Below are 17,768 nucleotides of genomic sequence, written 5' to 3' on the forward strand. Positions count from 1 at the left end.
GGCCGGGAACCCGGAAGCTCCCCGTATCAGTTCTCGCTGAGCCGGCTGCTCATCCAGTCCAGCGCCGAAGGGATCTCCCGCCGCCAGGTGTTGAAGTTGTGCCCGCCGCTGTCGAGCACGATCGACGAAACCTGGGCGGGCGACTTCACCTTGGCGATGAACCGCTGCGTGGAGCGGTAGTTCCCCTCACCGTGCCTGGACGTCGTGACCAGGAAGGACGAGTCGGGCTGCTTCGGCATGTGGTCCAGGGACCACATCAGATCGGCGCGGTTGCGCGCTCCCTGGTCGCCGTGGAAGAGGTCGCCGGTCGTCGGGTCCTCAGCCGCCTTGTAGTACGCGGAGAGCCCGACGCTCGCGGCGAACCGGTCCGGGTGGTGGAGACCGATCTTCAGCGCACAGTAACCACCGGTCGAATTGCCCATGATGCCCCAGTTGTGGGCCAACTTGCCCACCCGGTACCCGTCCGAGACCACCTGCGGCAGATCCTCGGCGAGGAACGTCTCGGTCTGCGGCCCGTCCTTTATGTCCACGCATTCGGTGTCCCGCGGCGGCGCCAGCGTCGGCCGCAGCATCACCAGGATCATCGGCTGCGCCTTGCCGGCCTTCACCCGCGCGTGCGCCGTCCGCGGATACCCGAGGCCCTTCAGGAGGTTCTCCGGGATGCCCGGGTAGCCGGTGAGGACGACGACGGCGGGGAACTTCCGGCGGGCGAACGCCGGCTGGAAGTACTCGGGCGGGAGGTACACGTACGCCGAGCTCTCGATGCCCGACCGCTTGCCCGAGATCACGACCTTGTCGATCCGCCCGCTCTTCGCCGGCCGCGAGGCGCCCGGCACGTCCGGCAGCTGCATCCCGACCCGGACGATGTTCTTGGCCGCCAGCGTTCCGGCCGCATGGTCCGTGACGACGCCCAGGTCCTGCTTCTGACCGAGCAGGTCGGCCCATGATCCGTAGAAGAGGAAGGAGTTGTTGGCCAGCAGACCGACCGAGGAGAACACCATCACCTGGGTCACCAGCAGCAGGCCGACCCTGCCGAACACCGCGCGCACGCTGCGGCGGGCCAGCCGGGGCCAGAGCCAGACCGTGGCGGCGAAGAACACCACGGCCAGCCCGATGACCAAGCCCAGGAAGATATTGCTGGTAAGACCCATGGGGGTGAGCTTTCTTGTCTGGAAATTTCCGCCCAGCGGGTGAACCCCGGGTCCGGAAGCCTCGTCCTACAAGTCGCACATCGTCCGGAGGGCTACGGCCGAAGGACTCAAGAATCTCTCGCGGAACCACGGGAAGCGATGTCTGTCACGCTAGATGGGGATAAATCGGGATCGGTTCCGACCCCCGTACGCAAGTTGGTCCGAGGCCCGCGCCCCGAATCCGTACCGACGCTGGTCGGTACCGCCTGCACCGTCGTCGGCCTGATCGATGTCGCCGCGGGCGTCTTCCCGCGCTTCCGGCACAGCCGGATGCACACGCTCGCCGAGGTACTCCCCGGCGCCCTCGGGCCGTTCGCCGCCGCGCTCTCGCTGAGCGCGGGGGTCCTGCTGCTGTTGCTCGCCCACGGCCTCAAGCGGCGCAAGCGGCGGGCCTGGCGGGCCGCCGTCGTACTGCTCCCGGCCGGTGCGCTGGCGCAGTTCGCCTACCGGCACTCGGTCATCGGCACGCTCGTCTCGCTGGGGCTCTGCCTGCTGCTGGTCCGGCACCGCGGTGAGTTCGCCGCGCTCCCCGACCCCAGGAGCCGCTGGCGGGCCCTGGCCAACTTCGTGCTCCTCGGCGCGGGTTCGCTGGCCCTCGGGCTGGTCGTCGTCAGCGCGCACCCCGGCCGGGTCCTGGGAAGCCCCAGCATCGCCGACCGGCTCCAGCACGTGCTGTACGGCATGCTCGGCTTCGAGGGGCCCGTCGACTACACCGGCGACACCTCCTGGACCGTGGCGTACTCCCTCGGCGCCCTCGGACTGCTGACCGCCGTCACCACCATCTACTTCGCCTTCCGCCCCGAGCACCCGGCCGCCCGCCTCACCGAGGACGACGAGGCCCGGCTGCGCGCCCTCCTGGAGAAGCACGGCGTCCGCGACTCGCTCGGCCACTTCGCGCTCCGCCGCGACAAGGGCGTCGTCTTCTCCCCCAGTGGCAAGGCCGCCGTCTGCTACCGGGTCGTGTCCGGGGTGATGCTGGCCAGCGGCGACCCGATCGGCGACGTGGAGGCCTGGCCCGGCGCCATCGAACGGTTCATGGACGAGGCCAGGGCCCATTCCTGGACCCCGGCCGTGATGGGCTGCAGCGAGACCGGCGGCGAGGTCTGGACCCGGGAGACCGGCCTCGACGCCCTGGAACTCGGCGACGAGGCGGTGGTGGATGTCGCGGATTTCTCGCTCGCCGGGCGCGCGATGCGCAACGTACGCCAGATGGTGAAGCGCATTGAACGCCTCGGCTACGAGACCCGGGTCCGGCGCGTGAGCGACATCGGCGAGGCCGAACTGGCCCGCATCCGGCGGGCCGCCGCCGACTGGCGCGGCACCGACAACGAGCGCGGCTTCTCCATGGCGCTCGGCCGGATCGGTGACGCGGCCGACGGGGACTGCGTCATCGCCACCGCCCACAAGGCCGACGAGCACACCGACGACTCCCCCTACGGCGACCTGAAGGCCGTACTCCACTTCGTCCCGTGGGGCCGCGACGGCATGTCCCTCGACCTGATGCGCCGCGACCGCTCCGCCGACCCCGGCATGAACGAGCTGCTGATCGTCGCCGCCCTGCAGGCCTCCCCCCGGCTTGAGGTCGAGCGCGTCTCGCTGAACTTCGCGATGTTCCGCTCGGCCCTCGCCCGGGGCGAGAAGCTGGGCGCGGGACCGGTGCTGCGGACCTGGCGCGGACTGCTGATCTTCCTCTCCCGCTGGTTCCAGATCGAGTCGCTGTACAAGTTCAACGCCAAGTTCCGGCCCCGCTGGGAGCCCCGCTTCGTCGTCTACCGCGCCGCCCGCGACCTGCCCCGCATCTCCCTCGCCACCATGCAGGCGGAGGGCTTCGTGAACCTCGCCCTCCCCCGCCCCTTCGCCCGCCGCTTCCCGGCCCGCCGGCCCCGCCCCTGCGCCCACGCCCAGGCGCCGGGCCGGGAGCAGCACGCGCGCGCGGCGTAGCGCCGCTCCGTACGGGGCCTACGCTGGTCGCATGAGTACGTTGCGTGGACGAGGCACGGTCCAGGGCCTGCCGGAGTGGGACCGCTGTGCGGTCATGGGTGTCGTGAACGTGACCCCGGACTCCTTCTCCGACGGAGGCCGCTGGTTCGACACCACGGCCGCGGTCAAACACGGCCTCGACCTGGTCGCCCAGGGCGCCGACCTGATCGACGTCGGCGGCGAGTCGACCCGCCCCGGCGCCAGCCGGGTGGACGCGTCGGAGGAGCTGCGGCGCGTGGTCCCGGTGGTCAAGGGCCTGGCGTCCGAAGGGGTCACGGTCTCCGTGGACACCATGCGGGCCCGGGTCGCCGAGGAGGCGGTCGCGGCCGGAGCCGCCCTGGTCAACGATGTGAGCGGCGGCCTCGCCGACCCGGACATGGTCCGCGTCGTCGCCGCGGCCGGCGCCCCGTTCGTCGTGATGCACTGGCGCGGCTTCAGCGAGTCCATGAACAGCCGGGCGATGTACGAGGACGTCGTCGCCGAGGTCGTCGCGGAGCTGCGGGAGCGGATGGACGCCGTGGTCTCGGGCGGGGTCGACCCGGAACGGATCGTGATCGACCCCGGTCTCGGCTTCGCCAAGGACGCCTGCCACGACCTCTCCCTGGTCGCCCACCTCGACGAGCTGCGCGCCCTGGGCCGCCCGCTGCTGGTCGCCGCCTCCCGCAAGCGTTTCCTCGGTCATGTGCTGGCCGGCGACGGCGCCGCACCGCCGCCCGCCCGCGAACGCGACGCCGCCACCGCGGCGATCTCCGCGCTCTCCGCCCACGCGGGCGCCTGGGCCGTCCGGGTCCACGAGGTACGGGCCACGGCCGACGCCGTACGGGTCGCCCGCGCCGTCGAGGGAGCCGCGTGAGCGGGCCCCGCGACGAGCACGCGGAGGCGGCTGCCGACATCGCGGCCGTCGAGCAGGCCAACACCACCTTCTACGAGGCGATGGAGCGCGGCGACTTCGAGGAGCTCTCCGGGCTCTGGCTGCCGGGCGAGGACCTCACGGTCTCCTGCGTCCACCCGGGCTGGCCGGTGCTGACCGGGCGCGGCGAGGTGCTGCGCAGTTACGCGCTGATCATGGCGAACACCGAGTACATCCAGTTCTTCCTGACCGACGTCGGGATCTCGATGACCGGCGACACGGCCCTGGTGACCTGCACGGAGAACATCCTCAGCGGCGGCCCCGCGGAGGACGGCAACGCGCTCGGTCCACTGGTCGGCCAACTCGTCGTGGCCACCAATGTGTTCCGGCGCACACCGGACGGCTGGAAGCTCTGGTCCCACCACGGCTCGCCCGTACTGACCGAAACCGGTGAGGAAGAGGACGAAGAGACGCCCTCCTGACCACGTGGTCGATGGGGTACGGCCCCAAAAGGGGGTTGGATCCGGGTGGCGCGGGTATACGCGGCTACCAGTCCCGTGAGGCCGCGTCCACGGCCCCCGCGGGCGAGCACTGTCGGTGCTCGCAGGTAGATTCGAAAGAGGGCACCTTGCCGTCCGCACACGGCCCCGTGTCTCTACGACCAACGACAGCAGGAGTGATTCGCGTGGATCGTGTCGCGCTGCGCGGCCTCAAGGCCCGTGGGCACCATGGCGTCTTTCCCAGGGAACGGGAAGAGGGCCAGACGTTCATCGTGGACCTGGTGCTCGGCCTGGACACCCGCCCCGCGGCGGCCTCCGACGACCTGACGAAGACCGTGCACTACGGCGTCGTCGCGGAGGAGGTCGTCGAGGTGGTGCAGGGTGAACCGGTCGATCTGATCGAAACGCTCGCGGAGCGCATCGCCCAGAAGTGCCTCAAGCACGAAGGAGTCGAGGAGGTGGAGGTCGTGGTGCACAAGCCGGATGCGCCGATCACCGTCCCCTTCGACGATGTGACCATCACCATCACCCGGAGCCGAGTATGACTGCGTTTTCCACCGAAGGGCAGAGCGACCCGACCGTACAGCCGGTGCCCGCCTCCGTGGTCGAGCAGGTGGACGCGGCGGACACCACCCTGTCCAACCCCAAGCGCGCCGTGATCTCCCTGGGCTCCAACCTCGGCAACCGCCTGGAGACGCTCCAGGGCGCCATAGACGCCCTGGAGGACACCCCCGGCCTGCGGGTCAAAGCGGTCTCCCCGGTGTACGAGACGGAGCCCTGGGGCGTCGCCCCCGGCTCCCAGCCCTCGTACTTCAACGCCGTGATCGTCGTGAAGACGACGCTCCCCCCGTCCTCCCTCCTGGAGCGCGGCCAGGCCATCGAGGAGGCCTTCGACCGGGTCCGCGAGGAGCGCTGGGGCCCGCGCACCATCGACGTCGACATCGTGGCGTACGCGGATGTCGTCTCCGACGACCCGGCGCTCACCCTCCCTCACCCCAGGGCCCATGAGCGGGCCTTCGTCCTCGCCCCGTGGCACGACATCGACCCCGAGGCCCAGCTGCCCGGCGCCGGCCCCGTCGCGGAGCTGCTGGCCGGAGTCGGCCGGGACGGCGTGCTGCCCCGGGCCGATCTGGAACTCCGTCTGCCCGAGTAGTCGTTAGTCTCGACGGAAACGGATCACCGGCGCCAGGGATCACCGGCGAGGGTGGCCACGGGCGACGGTGTCACGGGCGACACGGATCACTGGCGGCGAAGGGCGGATCACTCGGTGAAGCAACTCAGGCTCGGGGTACTAATCGGCCTCTTCGCCGCGGCCGGGGTGCTCTCCTGGGGCGGCGCCCGCCTCTGGGACTCCCTGGGCAACCTGCCGAGCGTTCCCCTCGCCGCGCCGATCGTGCTCGCGGTGATCGCCGTCATCCTGCTGGCGACGGCGCTCTCCATCCGTTCCCGGCTGCGCGCCCAGCGCGAGCGCCGGCCGGGGGCCAAGGGCGTCGAGCCACTGATGGCGGCCCGGGCGGTCGTCTTCGGCCAGGCCAGCGCCCTGGTCGTCTCCCTGGTCTCCGGCATGTACGGCGGCACCGGCGTCTTCCTGCTCGGCTCCCTCGACATCCCGGCCCGCCGCGACCAGGCGATCTACGCGGGCTTCGCCGTCCTGGCAGGCATCGCGGTGGTCGCCGCGGCCCTCTGGCTGGAGCGCGTCTGCAAGCTCCCGGAGGACGAGGACAACGACAAGAGCTCGGCGGCCGCGTAGGGCTGTCCGGCGGATCAGGGCCGGACAGGTTCCACGGCCACCGAGCTCTGTCACTCGACTGCGCGGGAGTCCGGTCAGCGGGCCATGATCAGGCTCATGGCCTCGGCGCGCGTCGCGGGGTCGCGGAGCTGTCCGCGCACCGCCGAGGTCAGCGTCTTCGCCCCGGGCTTGCGGATACCGCGCATCGACATGCACATGTGCTCGCACTCGACGACGACGACGACCCCGCGCGGCTCCAGGATCTCCATCAGGGACTCGGCGATCTGCGTGGTGAGCCGCTCCTGGACCTGCGGACGCCGGGCGTAGACATCGACCAGCCGGGCCAGCTTGGAGAGGCCGGTGATCTTGCCGCTGGTCGCCGGGATGTACCCGACATGTGCGACCCCTCGGAACGGCACCAGGTGGTGTTCACAGGTGCTGAACACTTCGATGTCCTTGACCAGCACCATCTCGTCGTGGCCGAGGTCGAACGTGGTCGTCAGGACGTCCTCGGGCTCCTGGTGGAGGCCCGCGAATATCTCCTTGTACGCCCGTGCCACCCGCCCCGGCGTCTCGCGCAGCCCCTCGCGGTCCGGGTCCTCGCCCACCGCGATGAGGAGTTCGCGTACGGCGGCCTCGGCCCTCTTCTCGTCGAACTCGCCGATCGAACCCTGGCCGTCCAGCGTCACCGGGTCGGTCATCTGTGCCTCGTTCCTCTGAGCTGTCACCCGCGCATACCTCCGCACGGGCGTACGAAAAAGCCGCGCCCCCACAGGCTAGAACCTGTGGGGGCGCGGCTTCCATTCCGGGCCCGGTGCGACTCCCGTGAAAGGGGCCACACCGGGGAGAACGGGATCAGCTCTCGGGCCGGTCCTCCGGGACGACCTCGGCGGCCGGGACGGTGTCCGTGGGGACGACCGAGCCGTTCGCCGTGGTGGCGCCGTTGGTGAGGGCGAGCTCCTTCGGCGAGAGCACCGGCGGCCGCGTCGACGGCGTACGCCGGGCGGAGCCGGTCCACGCCGGACGGGCCGGGCGCTTCACGATCGGGGCGAAGATCTCGGCGATCTCCTCCTTGCCGAGCGTCTCCTTCTCCAGGAGCTGGAGAACGAGGTTGTCCAGCACGTCGCGGTTCTCGACGAGGATCTCCCACGCGTCGTTGTGGGCGGTCTCGATGAGCTTCTTGACCTCCTCGTCGACGAGGGCCGCGACCTCTTCCGAGTAGTCGCGCTGGTGGCCCATCTCCCGGCCCACGAAGGGCTCGGTGTTGTCGCCGCCGAACTTGATCGCGCCGAGCCGCTCCGTCATGCCGTACTGCGTGACCATCGAGCGGGCCGTTGCGGTGGCCTTCTCGATGTCGTTGGCAGCGCCGGTGGTCGGGTCGTGGAAGACCAGCTCCTCGGCCGCGCGCCCGCCCAGCATGTAGGCCAGCTGGTCGAGCATCTCGTTGCGCGTCGTGGAGTACTTGTCCTCCTCCGGGAGCACCATCGTGTAACCGAGGGCGCGGCCACGGGAGAGGATCGTGATCTTGTGGACCGGGTCCGCCTGGGGGGAAGCCGCCGCGACCAGGGCGTGTCCGCCCTCGTGGTACGCGGTGATCTTCTTCTCCTTCTCGGACATGATCCGGGTCCGCTTCTGCGGGCCCGCCACGACGCGGTCGATGGCCTCGTCGAGCATCCCGTTGTCGATCAGCTTCAGATCGGCGCGCGCCGTGAGGAGCGCCGCTTCGTTCAGCACGTTCGACAGGTCGGCACCGGTGAAGCCGGGCGTACGACGGGCGACGGCGCCGAGGTCGACGTCCTTCGCGACCGGCTTGCCCTTCTGGTGCACCTTGAGGATCTCCAGGCGGCCCTGCATGTCCGGCCGGTCGACCGCGATCTGGCGGTCGAAACGGCCCGGGCGCAGCAGCGCCGGGTCGAGGATGTCCGGCCGGTTCGTGGCGGCGATCAGGATGACGCCGCCCTTCACGTCGAAGCCGTCCATCTCGACGAGCAGCTGGTTCAGCGTCTGCTCGCGCTCGTCGTGCCCGCCGCCCATACCGGCACCGCGGTGCCGGCCGACGGCGTCGATCTCGTCGACGAAGACGATCGCCGGGGCGTTCGCCTTGGCCTGCTCGAAGAGGTCACGGACCCGACTGGCACCGACACCGACGAACATCTCGACGAAGTCGGAACCGGAGATCGAGTAGAACGGGACGCCCGCCTCGCCGGCGACGGCGCGTGCGAGCAGCGTCTTGCCCGTACCGGGAGGCCCGTACAGCAGGACACCCTTGGGGATCTTGGCGCCGACGGCCTGGAACTTTGCCGGCTCCTGGAGGAACTCCTTGATCTCCTGGAGCTCCTCGACGGCCTCGTCCGACCCCGCCACATCGGCGAACGTCGTCTTCGGGGTGTCCTTGGTGATCAGCTTGGCCTTGGACTTCCCGAACTGCATGACCCGGGAGCCGCCACCCTGCATCTGATTCATCAGGAACAGGAAGACGACCACGATCAGGACGAACGGCAGCAGCGAGAGGAGGATCGAGATGAACGGGGACTGCTTGGACGGCGAGACCGTGTAGCCCTCGTCGATCTTGCCGCTCTCGAACTTCTGCTGCAGCGTGTCCGCGAGCTGGACACCCTGGTTGCCAATGTAGCTCGCCTGGAACTTGGTGCCGGACTCGCCCGAGAGCTTCTGGCCCTTCTTCAACTCGATCTTGATGATCTGATCGTCACCGGTGGTCAGCTTGGCCTGCGCCACCTGGTCCTTGCTGATCGCCTGGATCACCTTGCCGGTGTCCACCGATTTGTAGCCGCCCGACGAGCCGACGACTGTCATCAACACGACCACGGCGAGGACGGCCAGCACGATCCACATGACCGGCCCACGGAAGTATCGCTTCACGTCCATCCATACGGGGCGAAGCCGCCCCGTCCCTCCTGCCCGTAGGTAAATGCTGCTGTGAGAAAAGACTGTTCTTCGGACGGTACCCCAGCATTGTCACCCGCGACCGCCGGGGACGTCTGTCAAACCCGCCTTCGAAGACTCAACGGCGGGAAACCGGTAAAAGGTTCCCCGCCGTCGGTTCCGGTCGGCCCCGGGCACCCCGGGGGCCGGGCGAAGGGCTCCGGGAGGAGGTCAGCCCCCGTAGACGTGCGGGGCGAGCGTGCCGACGAAGGGGAGGTTGCGGTACTTCTCGGCGTAGTCGAGCCCGTAGCCGACGACGAATTCGTTGGGGATGTCGAAACCGACCCACTTGCAGTCGAGCGCGACCTTGGCCGCGTCCGGCTTGCGCAGCAGGGTGCAGATCTCCAGGGAGGCGGGCTCGCGCGAGCCGAGGTTCGACATCAGCCACGACAGCGTCAGGCCCGAGTCGATGATGTCCTCGACGATCAGGACGTGCTTGCCCTTGATGTCGGTGTCCAGGTCCTTGAGGATCCGGACCACTCCGGAGGACTGGGTGCCCGCGCCGTACGACGAGACGGCCATCCAGTCCATGGTGACGGGGGTGGACAGCGCGCGCGCCAGGTCCGCCATCACCATCACTGCGCCCTTGAGGACGCCGACGATGAGCAGGTCCTTGCCCGCGTACTCCGCGTCGATCTTCGCGGCCAGCTCGACGAGCTTCGCGTCGATCTCTTCCTTGGTGAGGAGCACCGACTGAAGGTCGGTGCCCATGTCCTTCTCGTTCACCCGCGTCTCTTTCTCTGCCTGCCGGGTCCGGGGTGTTGCCCCGCACCTGCGTGGCCGCTCGCCTGCGTGTCAGCCGCTTGTGCTTCAGCTCTGCCGAATGACCAGTCTGCCACCCTGACGCATGGCTTCGACCCGTCCGGGCAGGTTGATGGCCCGTTGGCCGCGCCAGCCGGTGATCAGACGGTCGACTTCCTCGATGTGCCGGGCGAAGAGCGAACCGGCCGGGGAACCCGCCTCCATGGCGGCCCGGCGCAGGACCCGGCGGCGTACGGCGGGCGGCAGCGCGTACAGCTTGGCGCACTCCAGACGGCCCGCGTCGTCCCGCACGGCGCGGTCGGCCTCGGCGGCCCAGGTGTCCAGCGCGTCGGCGTCGTCGCGGGAGAGCTGCGCGGTACGGGCCAGGGCCTCGACGACCCCTTTGCCCAGCGCCTTCTCCAGGGCGGGCAGGCCCTCGTGGCGCAACCGGGAGCGGGTGTAGGCGGGGTCGATGTTGTGCGGGTCGTCCCAGACGGGCAGGGACTGGACGAGGCAGGCCTTGCGGGCGGTCTGCCGGTCGAGCTGGAGGAAGGGGCGGCGGTAGCGGCCGGCCGGTCCGGACGCGGCGGCCATGCCGGAGAGCGAGCGGATGCCGGAGCCTCGGGCGAGGCCGAGCAGCACCGTCTCCGCCTGGTCGTCACGGGTGTGTCCGAGCAGTACGGCGGCGGCGCCGTGCCGCTCGGCCGCCGCGTCCAGGGCGGCGTAGCGGGCGTCACGGGCCGCGGCCTCCGGGCCGCCTTCGTGGCCGACCTGCACGGCGACGGACTCGACCGGGTCGAGGTGCAGGGCGGTGAGGCGGTCGACGACCTCGGCGGCCCGGGTGTCGGAGCCGTCCTGGAGGCCGTGGTCGACGGTGATCCCGCCGGCCCGGACGGCGAGTTTGGGGGCCTCGAAGGCGAGGGCGGAGGCGAGGGCCATGGAGTCGGCGCCGCCGGAGCATGCCACCAGCACCAGAGGAGTGTCGGGGCGTTCGGGGAGTGCGGCGCGCTGCCTGCCCGCACCGGCTTCGGCGAGCTCGGGGTGCGGGGTGCGCCGGGTGTGGTCGGCGCTTCGGGTGTGTTCGGTGAGTACGTCGTGGAGTACGCGGCGGACCGCCAGGCGTATCGCCGCGACCGCAGGATGGGGACCCATGTCCGGTGCCCTTCGTGAAGTTTGGGGAGGTGCCTCGAAGTGCCGGACGGGAAGTGTGCCGTCACTCAGAGTGCGTCGATGGTGACAGAGGCAAGCCGTCCATCGAGCATTGCACGCCTTCCCATGCCCCTACGGTCCCTCGGATGGGTGATTACCGGCGCGTTCTCATCCTGTCGCCCGCCGTCGGACCGGCCATGATCAGGACTCTGCCTTACGGTGCACCCTCGCGATCCAGTCCGCCGGTTTCGCGATCTCCGCCTTGGTGGGCAGGGTGTTCGGCGAGGTCCAGACCCGGTTGAAGCCGTCCATGCCGACCTCGTCGACCACGGCCCGGACGAACCGTTCGCCGTCGCGGTACTGGCGCAGCTTGGCGTCGAGTCCGAGGAGCTTGCGCAGCGCCTGGTCGAGGCGGCCGGCGCCGCGCGCCCTGCGCTGCTGGAACTTCTCCCGGATCTCGCCGACGGAGGAGACCACCTCGGGGCCGACGCCGTCCATCACGTAGTCGGCATGGCCTTCGAGCAGGGACATCACGGCGGTGAGCCGGCCGAGGATCTCGCGCTGGGTGGGCGTCTGGACGAGTTCGACCAGGCTGCGGCCGCCGTCCTCGCCGTCCTCGCCCTCGGGGCGGCCCCCGGCCAGGGACTGGGCGGCCTCGCGGAGCCGTTCCAGCACGGTCATCGGGTCGATGTCGGTCTCGTCGAGGAATGACTGGATCTCGCCCTGCAGATGGTCGCGGAGCCAGGGCACTCCGGTGAACTGGGTGCGATGGGTCTCCTCGTGGAGCGCGACCCAGAGCCGGAAGTCGTGCGGGTCGACGTCCAGTTCGCGCTCGACGTGCACGATGTTCGGGGCGACGAGCAGCAGTCGGCCGCCGCCGTCGGCCGAGGCCGGGAGCTCGCGGGTGGCCGGGGCGAACGTCTCGTACTGGCCGAGGACCCGGGAGGCCAGGAACGACAGCAGCATCCCCACCTCGACGCCGGTCACCTTGCCGCCGACCGCACCGAGCACGGCGCCGCCGGGGCCGCCCGAGCGCCGGTCCTGCATCTTTCCCAGCAACGGACGGAGCAGTTCGCGGAAGCCCGCGACATTGGCCTTGATCCAGCCGGCCCGGTCCACGACCAGGACCGGGGTGTCCTCCGGTTCGGTCCCCTCCGGGATCATCCGGGTGAAGGAACGGACGTGGTCCTCCGCGGCCTTGGCATGCCGACGCAGCTCCGCAACGACCTCGCGGGCCTCCTCGCGGCTGATCTCCGGCCCCGGCCGCACAAGTCGGGTCGCGGTCGCGACCGCGAGATTCCAGTCGACCATCTCGGCACCACCGATGCTCGTCATGCGTCAACCGTACGTGCTCGGCTCCGTCCGCGGTGCGGTGTTGACCGGCTCAATGGGTGCGGGAGGCGAGGCTGGTGGCGAGGGTGTCGAGGGCGGACTGGGCGTCCGACGGGGAGTTCGTACCGGATGCCAGGAAGGCGAAGGCGAGCAGCCGGCCCTGCCGGTCGACGACCGTCCCCGCGAGGGTGTTCACGCCGGTGAGGGTGCCGGTCTTGGCCCGGATCAGGCCGGTGCCCGCGGACTTCCCGGTGTAGCGGTCGCTGAGCGTGCCGCTGAATCCGGCCACGGGGAGGCCGGTGAGGACGGGGCGCAGTTCGGGGTGGTCCGGGTCGGCCGCGCGGGCGAGGAGGCCGGCCAGCAGTCCGGCGGTGACCTTGTCCTTGCGGTTCAGTCCGCTGCCGTCGGCGAGGTCCGCACCCTTCAGCGGCAGGTCGAGCTTCTTGAGCTGTGCGGTGACGGCCCGTCGGCCGCCGGCGAAGTCGGCCGGTTCGCCCGCGGCGATGGCGGTCTGCCGGGCGAGCGCTTCGGCGATGTCGTTGTCGCTGTTGGTCAGGGCCCGTTCGACGAGGGCGGAGAGCGGGGCGGAGCGGTGTTCGGCGACCTTCCGGGATCCGGCGGCCGGGCGGCCGGGCTTCGGGTCGGACCCGGTGGCGATCCCGGCGTCGTCGAGGAGCTTCGCGAAGGTACGGGCGGTGTCTCCGGCCGGGTCGTCGCTGCGCGGGGCGGGTCCGCTGTCGGTGTCGTCGAGCCTGCCCTCGTCGGTCATCAGGGCGCTGACGGGCGCGATGTTCTCGTTGCGGCCGATCGGGTGCCGGGCCGGCCCGGAGTAGCGGGAGGTGTCGTACGCGAGGCGGACCTTCTCGACGCCCCGGTCCTTCAGGGCGCGGGCGGTGTCGGTGGCCAGTCTGCGCAGGGCGGCCTTGTCGAGGGTGGGGTCGCCGCCGCCGACCAGGGCGATGGTGCGGGAGTCGGCGGACGCCCGGACCGTCGTGGCGATGCGGTGGTCGGGGCCGAGGGCGCTCAGGGCGGCGACCGCGGTGGCGATCTTGACGGTGGAGGCCGGCGTCATGGGCGTATCGGCGCCCTGGCCGTACAGCCGCTCGCCACTGGCGGTGTCGATGACGACGGCGGTGCGCCGGGTGCCCAGGGCGGGGTCCTTCAACAGCGGGCCGAAGGTGGCACGGAGGGCGGCGGCTGCGCCGTTCGGGGTGTCCCGGGCGTCCGGGGCGGAGTTGTCGACGGCGGAGGAGAGGGCCGCGAGAACGGCCGGGGCGCTGGGTGCGGGCGCCGGTCCGGACGGTGCGGCGGATTCGTGATGTGCGCCACCTGTACGGTTCCGGGCGGCGGCCCAGTCCGCCTCGGCCTTACGCTGACCCGAGTCCCAGGGGCCGGCGGCAAGGACGACGCCGGCCGCGAGCGCCAGGCCGAGGCCGGCGGAGACGGCGGTGAACTGTCGGTCGTTCAGTCCCTTCAACCTGATCATGGCACCCCGAGGGGTGAGCCTGCTCAGCTTGTCCAGCGGGTTGACCGACGGTCTTTTCACCGGCTCGTCCACCGTTGACCAGCCCCTTTCGCGAGCACACATCTGCGTGGGGGACACTTAATCACCAGTCGTAAGTGTTGATCATGGAGGAGCCACCCGTGGAGTTCGACGTCACCATCGAGATCCCGAAGGGTTCGCGGAACAAGTACGAGGTGGACCACGAGACCGGTCGGATCCGCCTGGACCGTCGACTCTTCACCTCGACCAGCTACCCGGCGGACTACGGCTTCGTCGAGAACACCCTCGGCGAGGACGGCGACCCGCTGGACGCGCTGGTCATCCTGGACGAGCCGACGTTCCCCGGCTGCCTCATCAAGTGCCGCGCCATCGGCATGTTCCGGATGACGGACGAGGCCGGCGGCGACGACAAGCTGCTGTGCGTGCCGGCCTCCGACCCCCGGGTGGAGCACCTGCGCGACATCCACCACGTGTCGGAGTTCGACCGCCTGGAGATCCAGCACTTCTTCGAGGTCTACAAGGACCTGGAGCCCGGCAAGTCGGTCGAGGGCGCCGACTGGGTCGGCCGCGCCGAGGCCGAGGCCGAGATCGAGGCCTCCTACAAGCGCCTTGAGGCGCAGGGCGGCGCGCACTGACCCGAGGGTCGTGACACGGTTCCGTTTCCACGGTTCCGTGCCGGGAACGGGCGGTACTCCTTTCGTCGGAGTGCCGCCCGTTCCGCATGTCCGCCCGGCCTGTGAAGCGCCCCCTGCGTGACCGTGAACCGCCCTCTTCGCACCCGTGCCCGGGTCCGTGGCCATACTGGGCACAAGCGCAGCCGATGAGGAGCGAGATCTAGTGGTGGCGGAACAGGGCGGTCCGGAGGACCAGAAGCCCCAGTCCGACGAGGCGCGCAGCGCCTTCGTCCCGCCGGCCGGGGTGGGCAGGCCCACGTCCGCCCCCGAGGACGACCAGCCGACATCGGAATTCGCCATTCCGGCCGGTCTGACGACCGAGCCCCAGGGGTCGGGAGCAGGTTCCGCTTCTGGTTCCGCCCCGGGGGCCGGAACGGGTTCGGACACGATCGGCTCGGCCTTCGCCCCGCCGCGCACCTACAGCGCCCAGCACTCGCCGCCCGCCTTCACCCCGGCCCACGGCAGCCCGATGATCCGGCTGACCAAGGAGGCCCCCTGGCAGGACCGGATGCGCACGATGCTGCGGATGCCGGTCGCCGAGCGCCCGGCGCCGGAGACGGTCCAGAAGCCCGACGAGACGGGGCCCGCGGTGCCGCGCGTGCTCGACCTGACGCTGCGTATCGGGGAGTTGCTGCTGGCCGGCGGCGAGGGCGCCGAGGACGTCGAGGCGGCCATGTTCGCGGTCACCCGCAGCTACGGCCTGGACCGCTGCGAGCCCACGGTCACCTTCACCCTGCTGTCGATCACGCACCAGCCGTCGCTGGTCGACGACCCGGTGACGGCGAGCCGTACCGTACGCCGCCGCGCCACCGACTACACCCGGCTGGCCGCCGTCTTCCGGCTGATCGACGACATCACCACCGAGGACGTCGAGGTCTCGCTGGAGGATGCCTACCGGCGGCTGGCGGAGATCCGGCGCAACCGGCATCCGTACTCCGGCTGGGTGCTGACGCTGGCCGCCGGCGGTCTCGCGGGTGCGGCGTCGGTGCTGCTCGGCGGTGGTCCGCTGGTGTTCCTGGTGGCGGCGGTCGGCGCGATGCTCGGCGACCGGCTCGCCTGGCTGTGTGCCGGGCGCGGGCTGCCGGAGTTCTACCAGTTCGTGGCGGCGGCGATGCCGCCGGCCGCACTGGGGGTGGCGCTGACCCTCACCCACTGGTCGGACGTGCGGCCGTCCGCGGTCATCACCGGTGGGCTGTTCGCGCTGCTGCCGGGGCGGGCCCTGGTGGCGGGTGTGCAGGACGGGCTGACCGGTTTCTACATCACCGCGGCCGCGCGTCTGCTCGAAGTCATGTACTTGTTCATCGGCATCGTCGTCGGGGTGCTGCTGGTGCTGTACCTGGGGCTTCAGCTGGGCGCCGAGCTGAACCCCGAGGCCAGGTTCATCGCCCACGACCGGCCGGTGGTGCAGATCCTGGCGTCGATGGCGCTCTGTTTCGCCTTCGCGATCCTGCTCCAGCAGGACCGGTCCACGGTGCTGGTGGTGACCCTCAACGGCGGTGTGGCCTGGGTGATCTACGGGGCGATGGCCCGCACCGGCAATATCTCGGCGGTGGCGGCGACGGCGACGGCGGCCGGTCTGGTGGGTCTGTTCGGGCAGTTGCTCTCGCGCTACCGGTACACCTCGTCGCTGCCGTTCATCACGGCGGCGATCGGCCCGCTGCTGCCCGGTTCGGCCACGTACTTCGGTCTGCTGGCCGTGGCACAGGGAAGGGTGAACGCCGGGCTCGCCTCGCTGTCGACCGCGGTGGCCACGGCGCTGGCCATCGCGATCGGGGTGAATCTGGGAAGCGAGATCTCCCGGCTCTTCATGCGGGTGCCGGGAGCGGTCGGCGGGGCGAACCGCCGCGCGGCCAAACGGACGCGCGGCTTCTGAGCCCGCGGGCGGCCTCCTCCCGCGTCAGCGCTTGGCGTGCCGACCGCGCTGGCCCGAGGACGGGCTGCCCCCGGCGGACGGGCCGTGGCCCTCGCCGCCGCCGGACGCCGCCTCCTTCTTCGACTTGGAGCGGGCCCGCAGGAACTCGATCGCGATCGGCAGCACCGAGATGAGCACGATCAGGATGAGCATCGCCTCGATGTTCTCGTGGACGAAGTCGATCTTGCCGAGGGCCGAGCCGAGCAGCGTGACGCCGACGCCCCAGAGCACTCCGCCGACGATGTTGAACACGATGAACGAGCGGTAGTTCATCCGGCTCACACCGGCGATGATCGGTGTGAACGTACGAACCACGGGCACGAAGCGGGCCAGGATCAGCGACTTCGGTCCGTACTTCTCGAAGAAGTCGTGCGCCTTCTCGACGTTCTCCTGCTTGAACAGGCGCGAGTCCGGGCGGTTGAAGAGCGACGGGCCGACCTTGCGGCCGAAGAGATAGCCCACCTGGTCACCGATGATCGCCGCCAGCGCCACCAGGAGGCAGACCAGCCAGAGCGGGGTGTCCAGCTGGCCGGTGGTCACCAGCAGACCAGTGGTGAACAGGAGCGAGTCGCCGGGGAGGAAGAAGCCGATCAGCAGTCCGGACTCGGCGAAGACGATGAGGAGGACGCCGGGAATTCCGAATGTGTTGATCAGATAGTCCGGGTCCAGCCAGCTCGGGCCGAGCGCAAGCGTATTCAAGGGTCCGGGGCTCCTGGATCGATCGATGGCGGCTGCGTGGCCGCCCAAAGCTATCAACGCAGGATGACACCCCCGGGTTCCAGATGGCCCCTGCGAGGGCACCCACCGGGCCGGCCGGGGATGCATACCGGGTCAACCAGTACAAAGCTGTCCCCAGGAGGTGCCACACGATGGGCATTGAGGATTACGGCGGCGGGCAGACGGACCTGTCGGACGTCCTGGTCGTCACGACGAACGACGTACCGGGCCACCAGGTGACGCAGGTGATCGGGGAGGTGTTCGGCCTCACCGTCCGCTCCCGCCATCTGGGCAGCCAGATCGGTGCCGGGCTGAAGTCCATGATCGGCGGCGAGCTGAAGGGACTGACCAAGACGCTCGTCCAGACCCGCAACCAGGCGATGGAACGGCTCGTCGAGCAGGCGAAGGCCCGGGGCGCCAACGCGGTGCTGATGATGCGCTTCGACGTGACCGAGGCGGCCGACGTGGGCACGGAGGTGTGCGCGTACGGAACCGCGGTCGTGATCAGCAAGAGCTGAGCGGGCGCGGCCGCGGGGTGGGGAGCGCC

At 70.4% G+C, this 17,768-nt stretch carries 17 protein-coding genes; 9 read left to right on the top strand and 8 right to left on the bottom strand.

What is annotated here, in order from left to right:
* Positions 1-26: 26 nt before the first annotated feature.
* On the bottom strand, positions 27-1,151 hold the full coding sequence (locus OG978_RS18440) for an alpha/beta hydrolase (protein ID WP_326766291.1): 1,125 nt from the start codon (positions 1,149-1,151) through the stop codon (positions 27-29).
* A 138-nt stretch (positions 1,152-1,289) separates the two neighbouring features.
* Between OG978_RS18440 and OG978_RS18445 the strand changes: the two genes are divergently transcribed.
* From OG978_RS18445 to OG978_RS18470, 6 genes are all read left to right on the top strand, one after another.
* The gene (locus OG978_RS18445) at positions 1,290-3,131 is read left to right on the top strand and encodes a phosphatidylglycerol lysyltransferase domain-containing protein (protein WP_326766292.1); all 1,842 of its coding nucleotides are present in this window, start codon (positions 1,290-1,292) and stop codon (positions 3,129-3,131) included.
* Between the two features lie 31 nt (positions 3,132-3,162).
* Positions 3,163-4,023, top strand: coding sequence for a dihydropteroate synthase (gene folP / locus OG978_RS18450; RefSeq protein WP_442817706.1), 861 nt, complete (start codon positions 3,163-3,165; stop codon positions 4,021-4,023).
* Positions 4,020-4,502: a nuclear transport factor 2 family protein gene (locus OG978_RS18455; RefSeq protein ID WP_326766293.1), complete on the top strand. Its 483-nt coding sequence runs from the start codon at positions 4,020-4,022 to the stop codon at positions 4,500-4,502. Before folP ends, OG978_RS18455 begins: the two co-directional genes overlap by 4 nt.
* A gap of 203 nt (positions 4,503-4,705) precedes the next feature.
* A complete protein-coding gene (folB, locus tag OG978_RS18460; RefSeq protein WP_326766294.1) occupies positions 4,706-5,065 on the top strand; it encodes a dihydroneopterin aldolase in 360 nt (119 codons plus the stop codon).
* Positions 5,062-5,673 (top strand): 2-amino-4-hydroxy-6-hydroxymethyldihydropteridine diphosphokinase, encoded by a 612-nt coding sequence (gene folK / locus OG978_RS18465; RefSeq protein ID WP_326766295.1) that lies wholly within the window; start codon positions 5,062-5,064, stop codon positions 5,671-5,673. The genes folB and folK overlap by 4 nt, the downstream gene beginning before the upstream one ends.
* A 114-nt stretch (positions 5,674-5,787) precedes the next feature.
* Entirely contained in the window at positions 5,788-6,270 is a 483-nt protein-coding gene (locus tag OG978_RS18470) for a DUF3180 domain-containing protein (RefSeq protein ID WP_326766296.1), read from the top strand.
* A 74-nt stretch (positions 6,271-6,344) separates the two neighbouring features.
* Here OG978_RS18470 and folE read toward each other — a convergent pair whose 3' ends face one another.
* The 6 genes from folE to dacB form a co-directional block, all read right to left on the bottom strand.
* Positions 6,345-6,950 carry a GTP cyclohydrolase I FolE gene (gene folE, locus OG978_RS18475; protein WP_326770072.1) on the bottom strand — a complete coding sequence of 202 codons (606 nt, stop codon included), beginning with the start codon at positions 6,948-6,950 and terminating at the stop codon, positions 6,345-6,347.
* Positions 6,951-7,104: 154 nt separating this feature from the next.
* A complete protein-coding gene (gene ftsH / locus OG978_RS18480) occupies positions 7,105-9,135 on the bottom strand; it encodes an ATP-dependent zinc metalloprotease FtsH (RefSeq protein ID WP_326766297.1) in 2,031 nt (676 codons plus the stop codon).
* Between the two features lie 228 nt (positions 9,136-9,363).
* Positions 9,364-9,903 carry a hypoxanthine phosphoribosyltransferase gene (gene hpt, locus OG978_RS18485; protein ID WP_072487175.1) on the bottom strand — a complete coding sequence of 180 codons (540 nt, stop codon included), beginning with the start codon at positions 9,901-9,903 and terminating at the stop codon, positions 9,364-9,366.
* Between the two features lie 99 nt (positions 9,904-10,002).
* Complete coding sequence (gene tilS / locus OG978_RS18490; RefSeq protein WP_326766298.1) at positions 10,003-11,085, bottom strand: tRNA lysidine(34) synthetase TilS; 1,083 nt, start codon at positions 11,083-11,085, stop codon at positions 10,003-10,005.
* Between the two features lie 198 nt (positions 11,086-11,283).
* A complete protein-coding gene (locus OG978_RS18495; RefSeq protein ID WP_326766299.1) occupies positions 11,284-12,417 on the bottom strand; it encodes a zinc-dependent metalloprotease in 1,134 nt (377 codons plus the stop codon).
* Positions 12,418-12,466: 49 nt separating this feature from the next.
* Entirely contained in the window at positions 12,467-14,002 is a 1,536-nt protein-coding gene (gene dacB / locus OG978_RS18500; RefSeq protein WP_442817707.1) for a D-alanyl-D-alanine carboxypeptidase/D-alanyl-D-alanine endopeptidase, read from the bottom strand.
* Positions 14,003-14,058: 56 nt separating this feature from the next.
* Between dacB and OG978_RS18505 the strand changes: the two genes are divergently transcribed.
* Both OG978_RS18505 and OG978_RS18510 read left to right on the top strand, forming a co-directional pair.
* On the top strand, positions 14,059-14,553 hold the full coding sequence (locus OG978_RS18505) for an inorganic diphosphatase (RefSeq protein WP_003968257.1): 495 nt from the start codon (positions 14,059-14,061) through the stop codon (positions 14,551-14,553).
* A gap of 202 nt (positions 14,554-14,755) precedes the next feature.
* Positions 14,756-16,465 (top strand): threonine/serine ThrE exporter family protein, encoded by a 1,710-nt coding sequence (locus tag OG978_RS18510; RefSeq protein WP_326766301.1) that lies wholly within the window; start codon positions 14,756-14,758, stop codon positions 16,463-16,465.
* A 24-nt stretch (positions 16,466-16,489) separates the two neighbouring features.
* Here the strand turns inward: OG978_RS18510 and OG978_RS18515 are convergent, their stop codons facing one another.
* Complete coding sequence (locus OG978_RS18515; protein ID WP_326766302.1) at positions 16,490-17,203, bottom strand: DedA family protein; 714 nt, start codon at positions 17,201-17,203, stop codon at positions 16,490-16,492.
* A 170-nt stretch (positions 17,204-17,373) separates the two neighbouring features.
* Here OG978_RS18515 and OG978_RS18520 point away from each other — a divergent pair, with 170 nt between their 5' ends.
* Positions 17,374-17,739, top strand: coding sequence for a YbjQ family protein (locus OG978_RS18520; RefSeq protein WP_326766303.1), 366 nt, complete (start codon positions 17,374-17,376; stop codon positions 17,737-17,739).
* Positions 17,740-17,768: the final 29 nt, after the last annotated feature.

Origin of the sequence: Streptomyces sp. NBC_01591, assembly GCF_035918155.1 — a bacterium.
GTDB lineage: Bacteria > Actinomycetota > Actinomycetes > Streptomycetales > Streptomycetaceae > Streptomyces.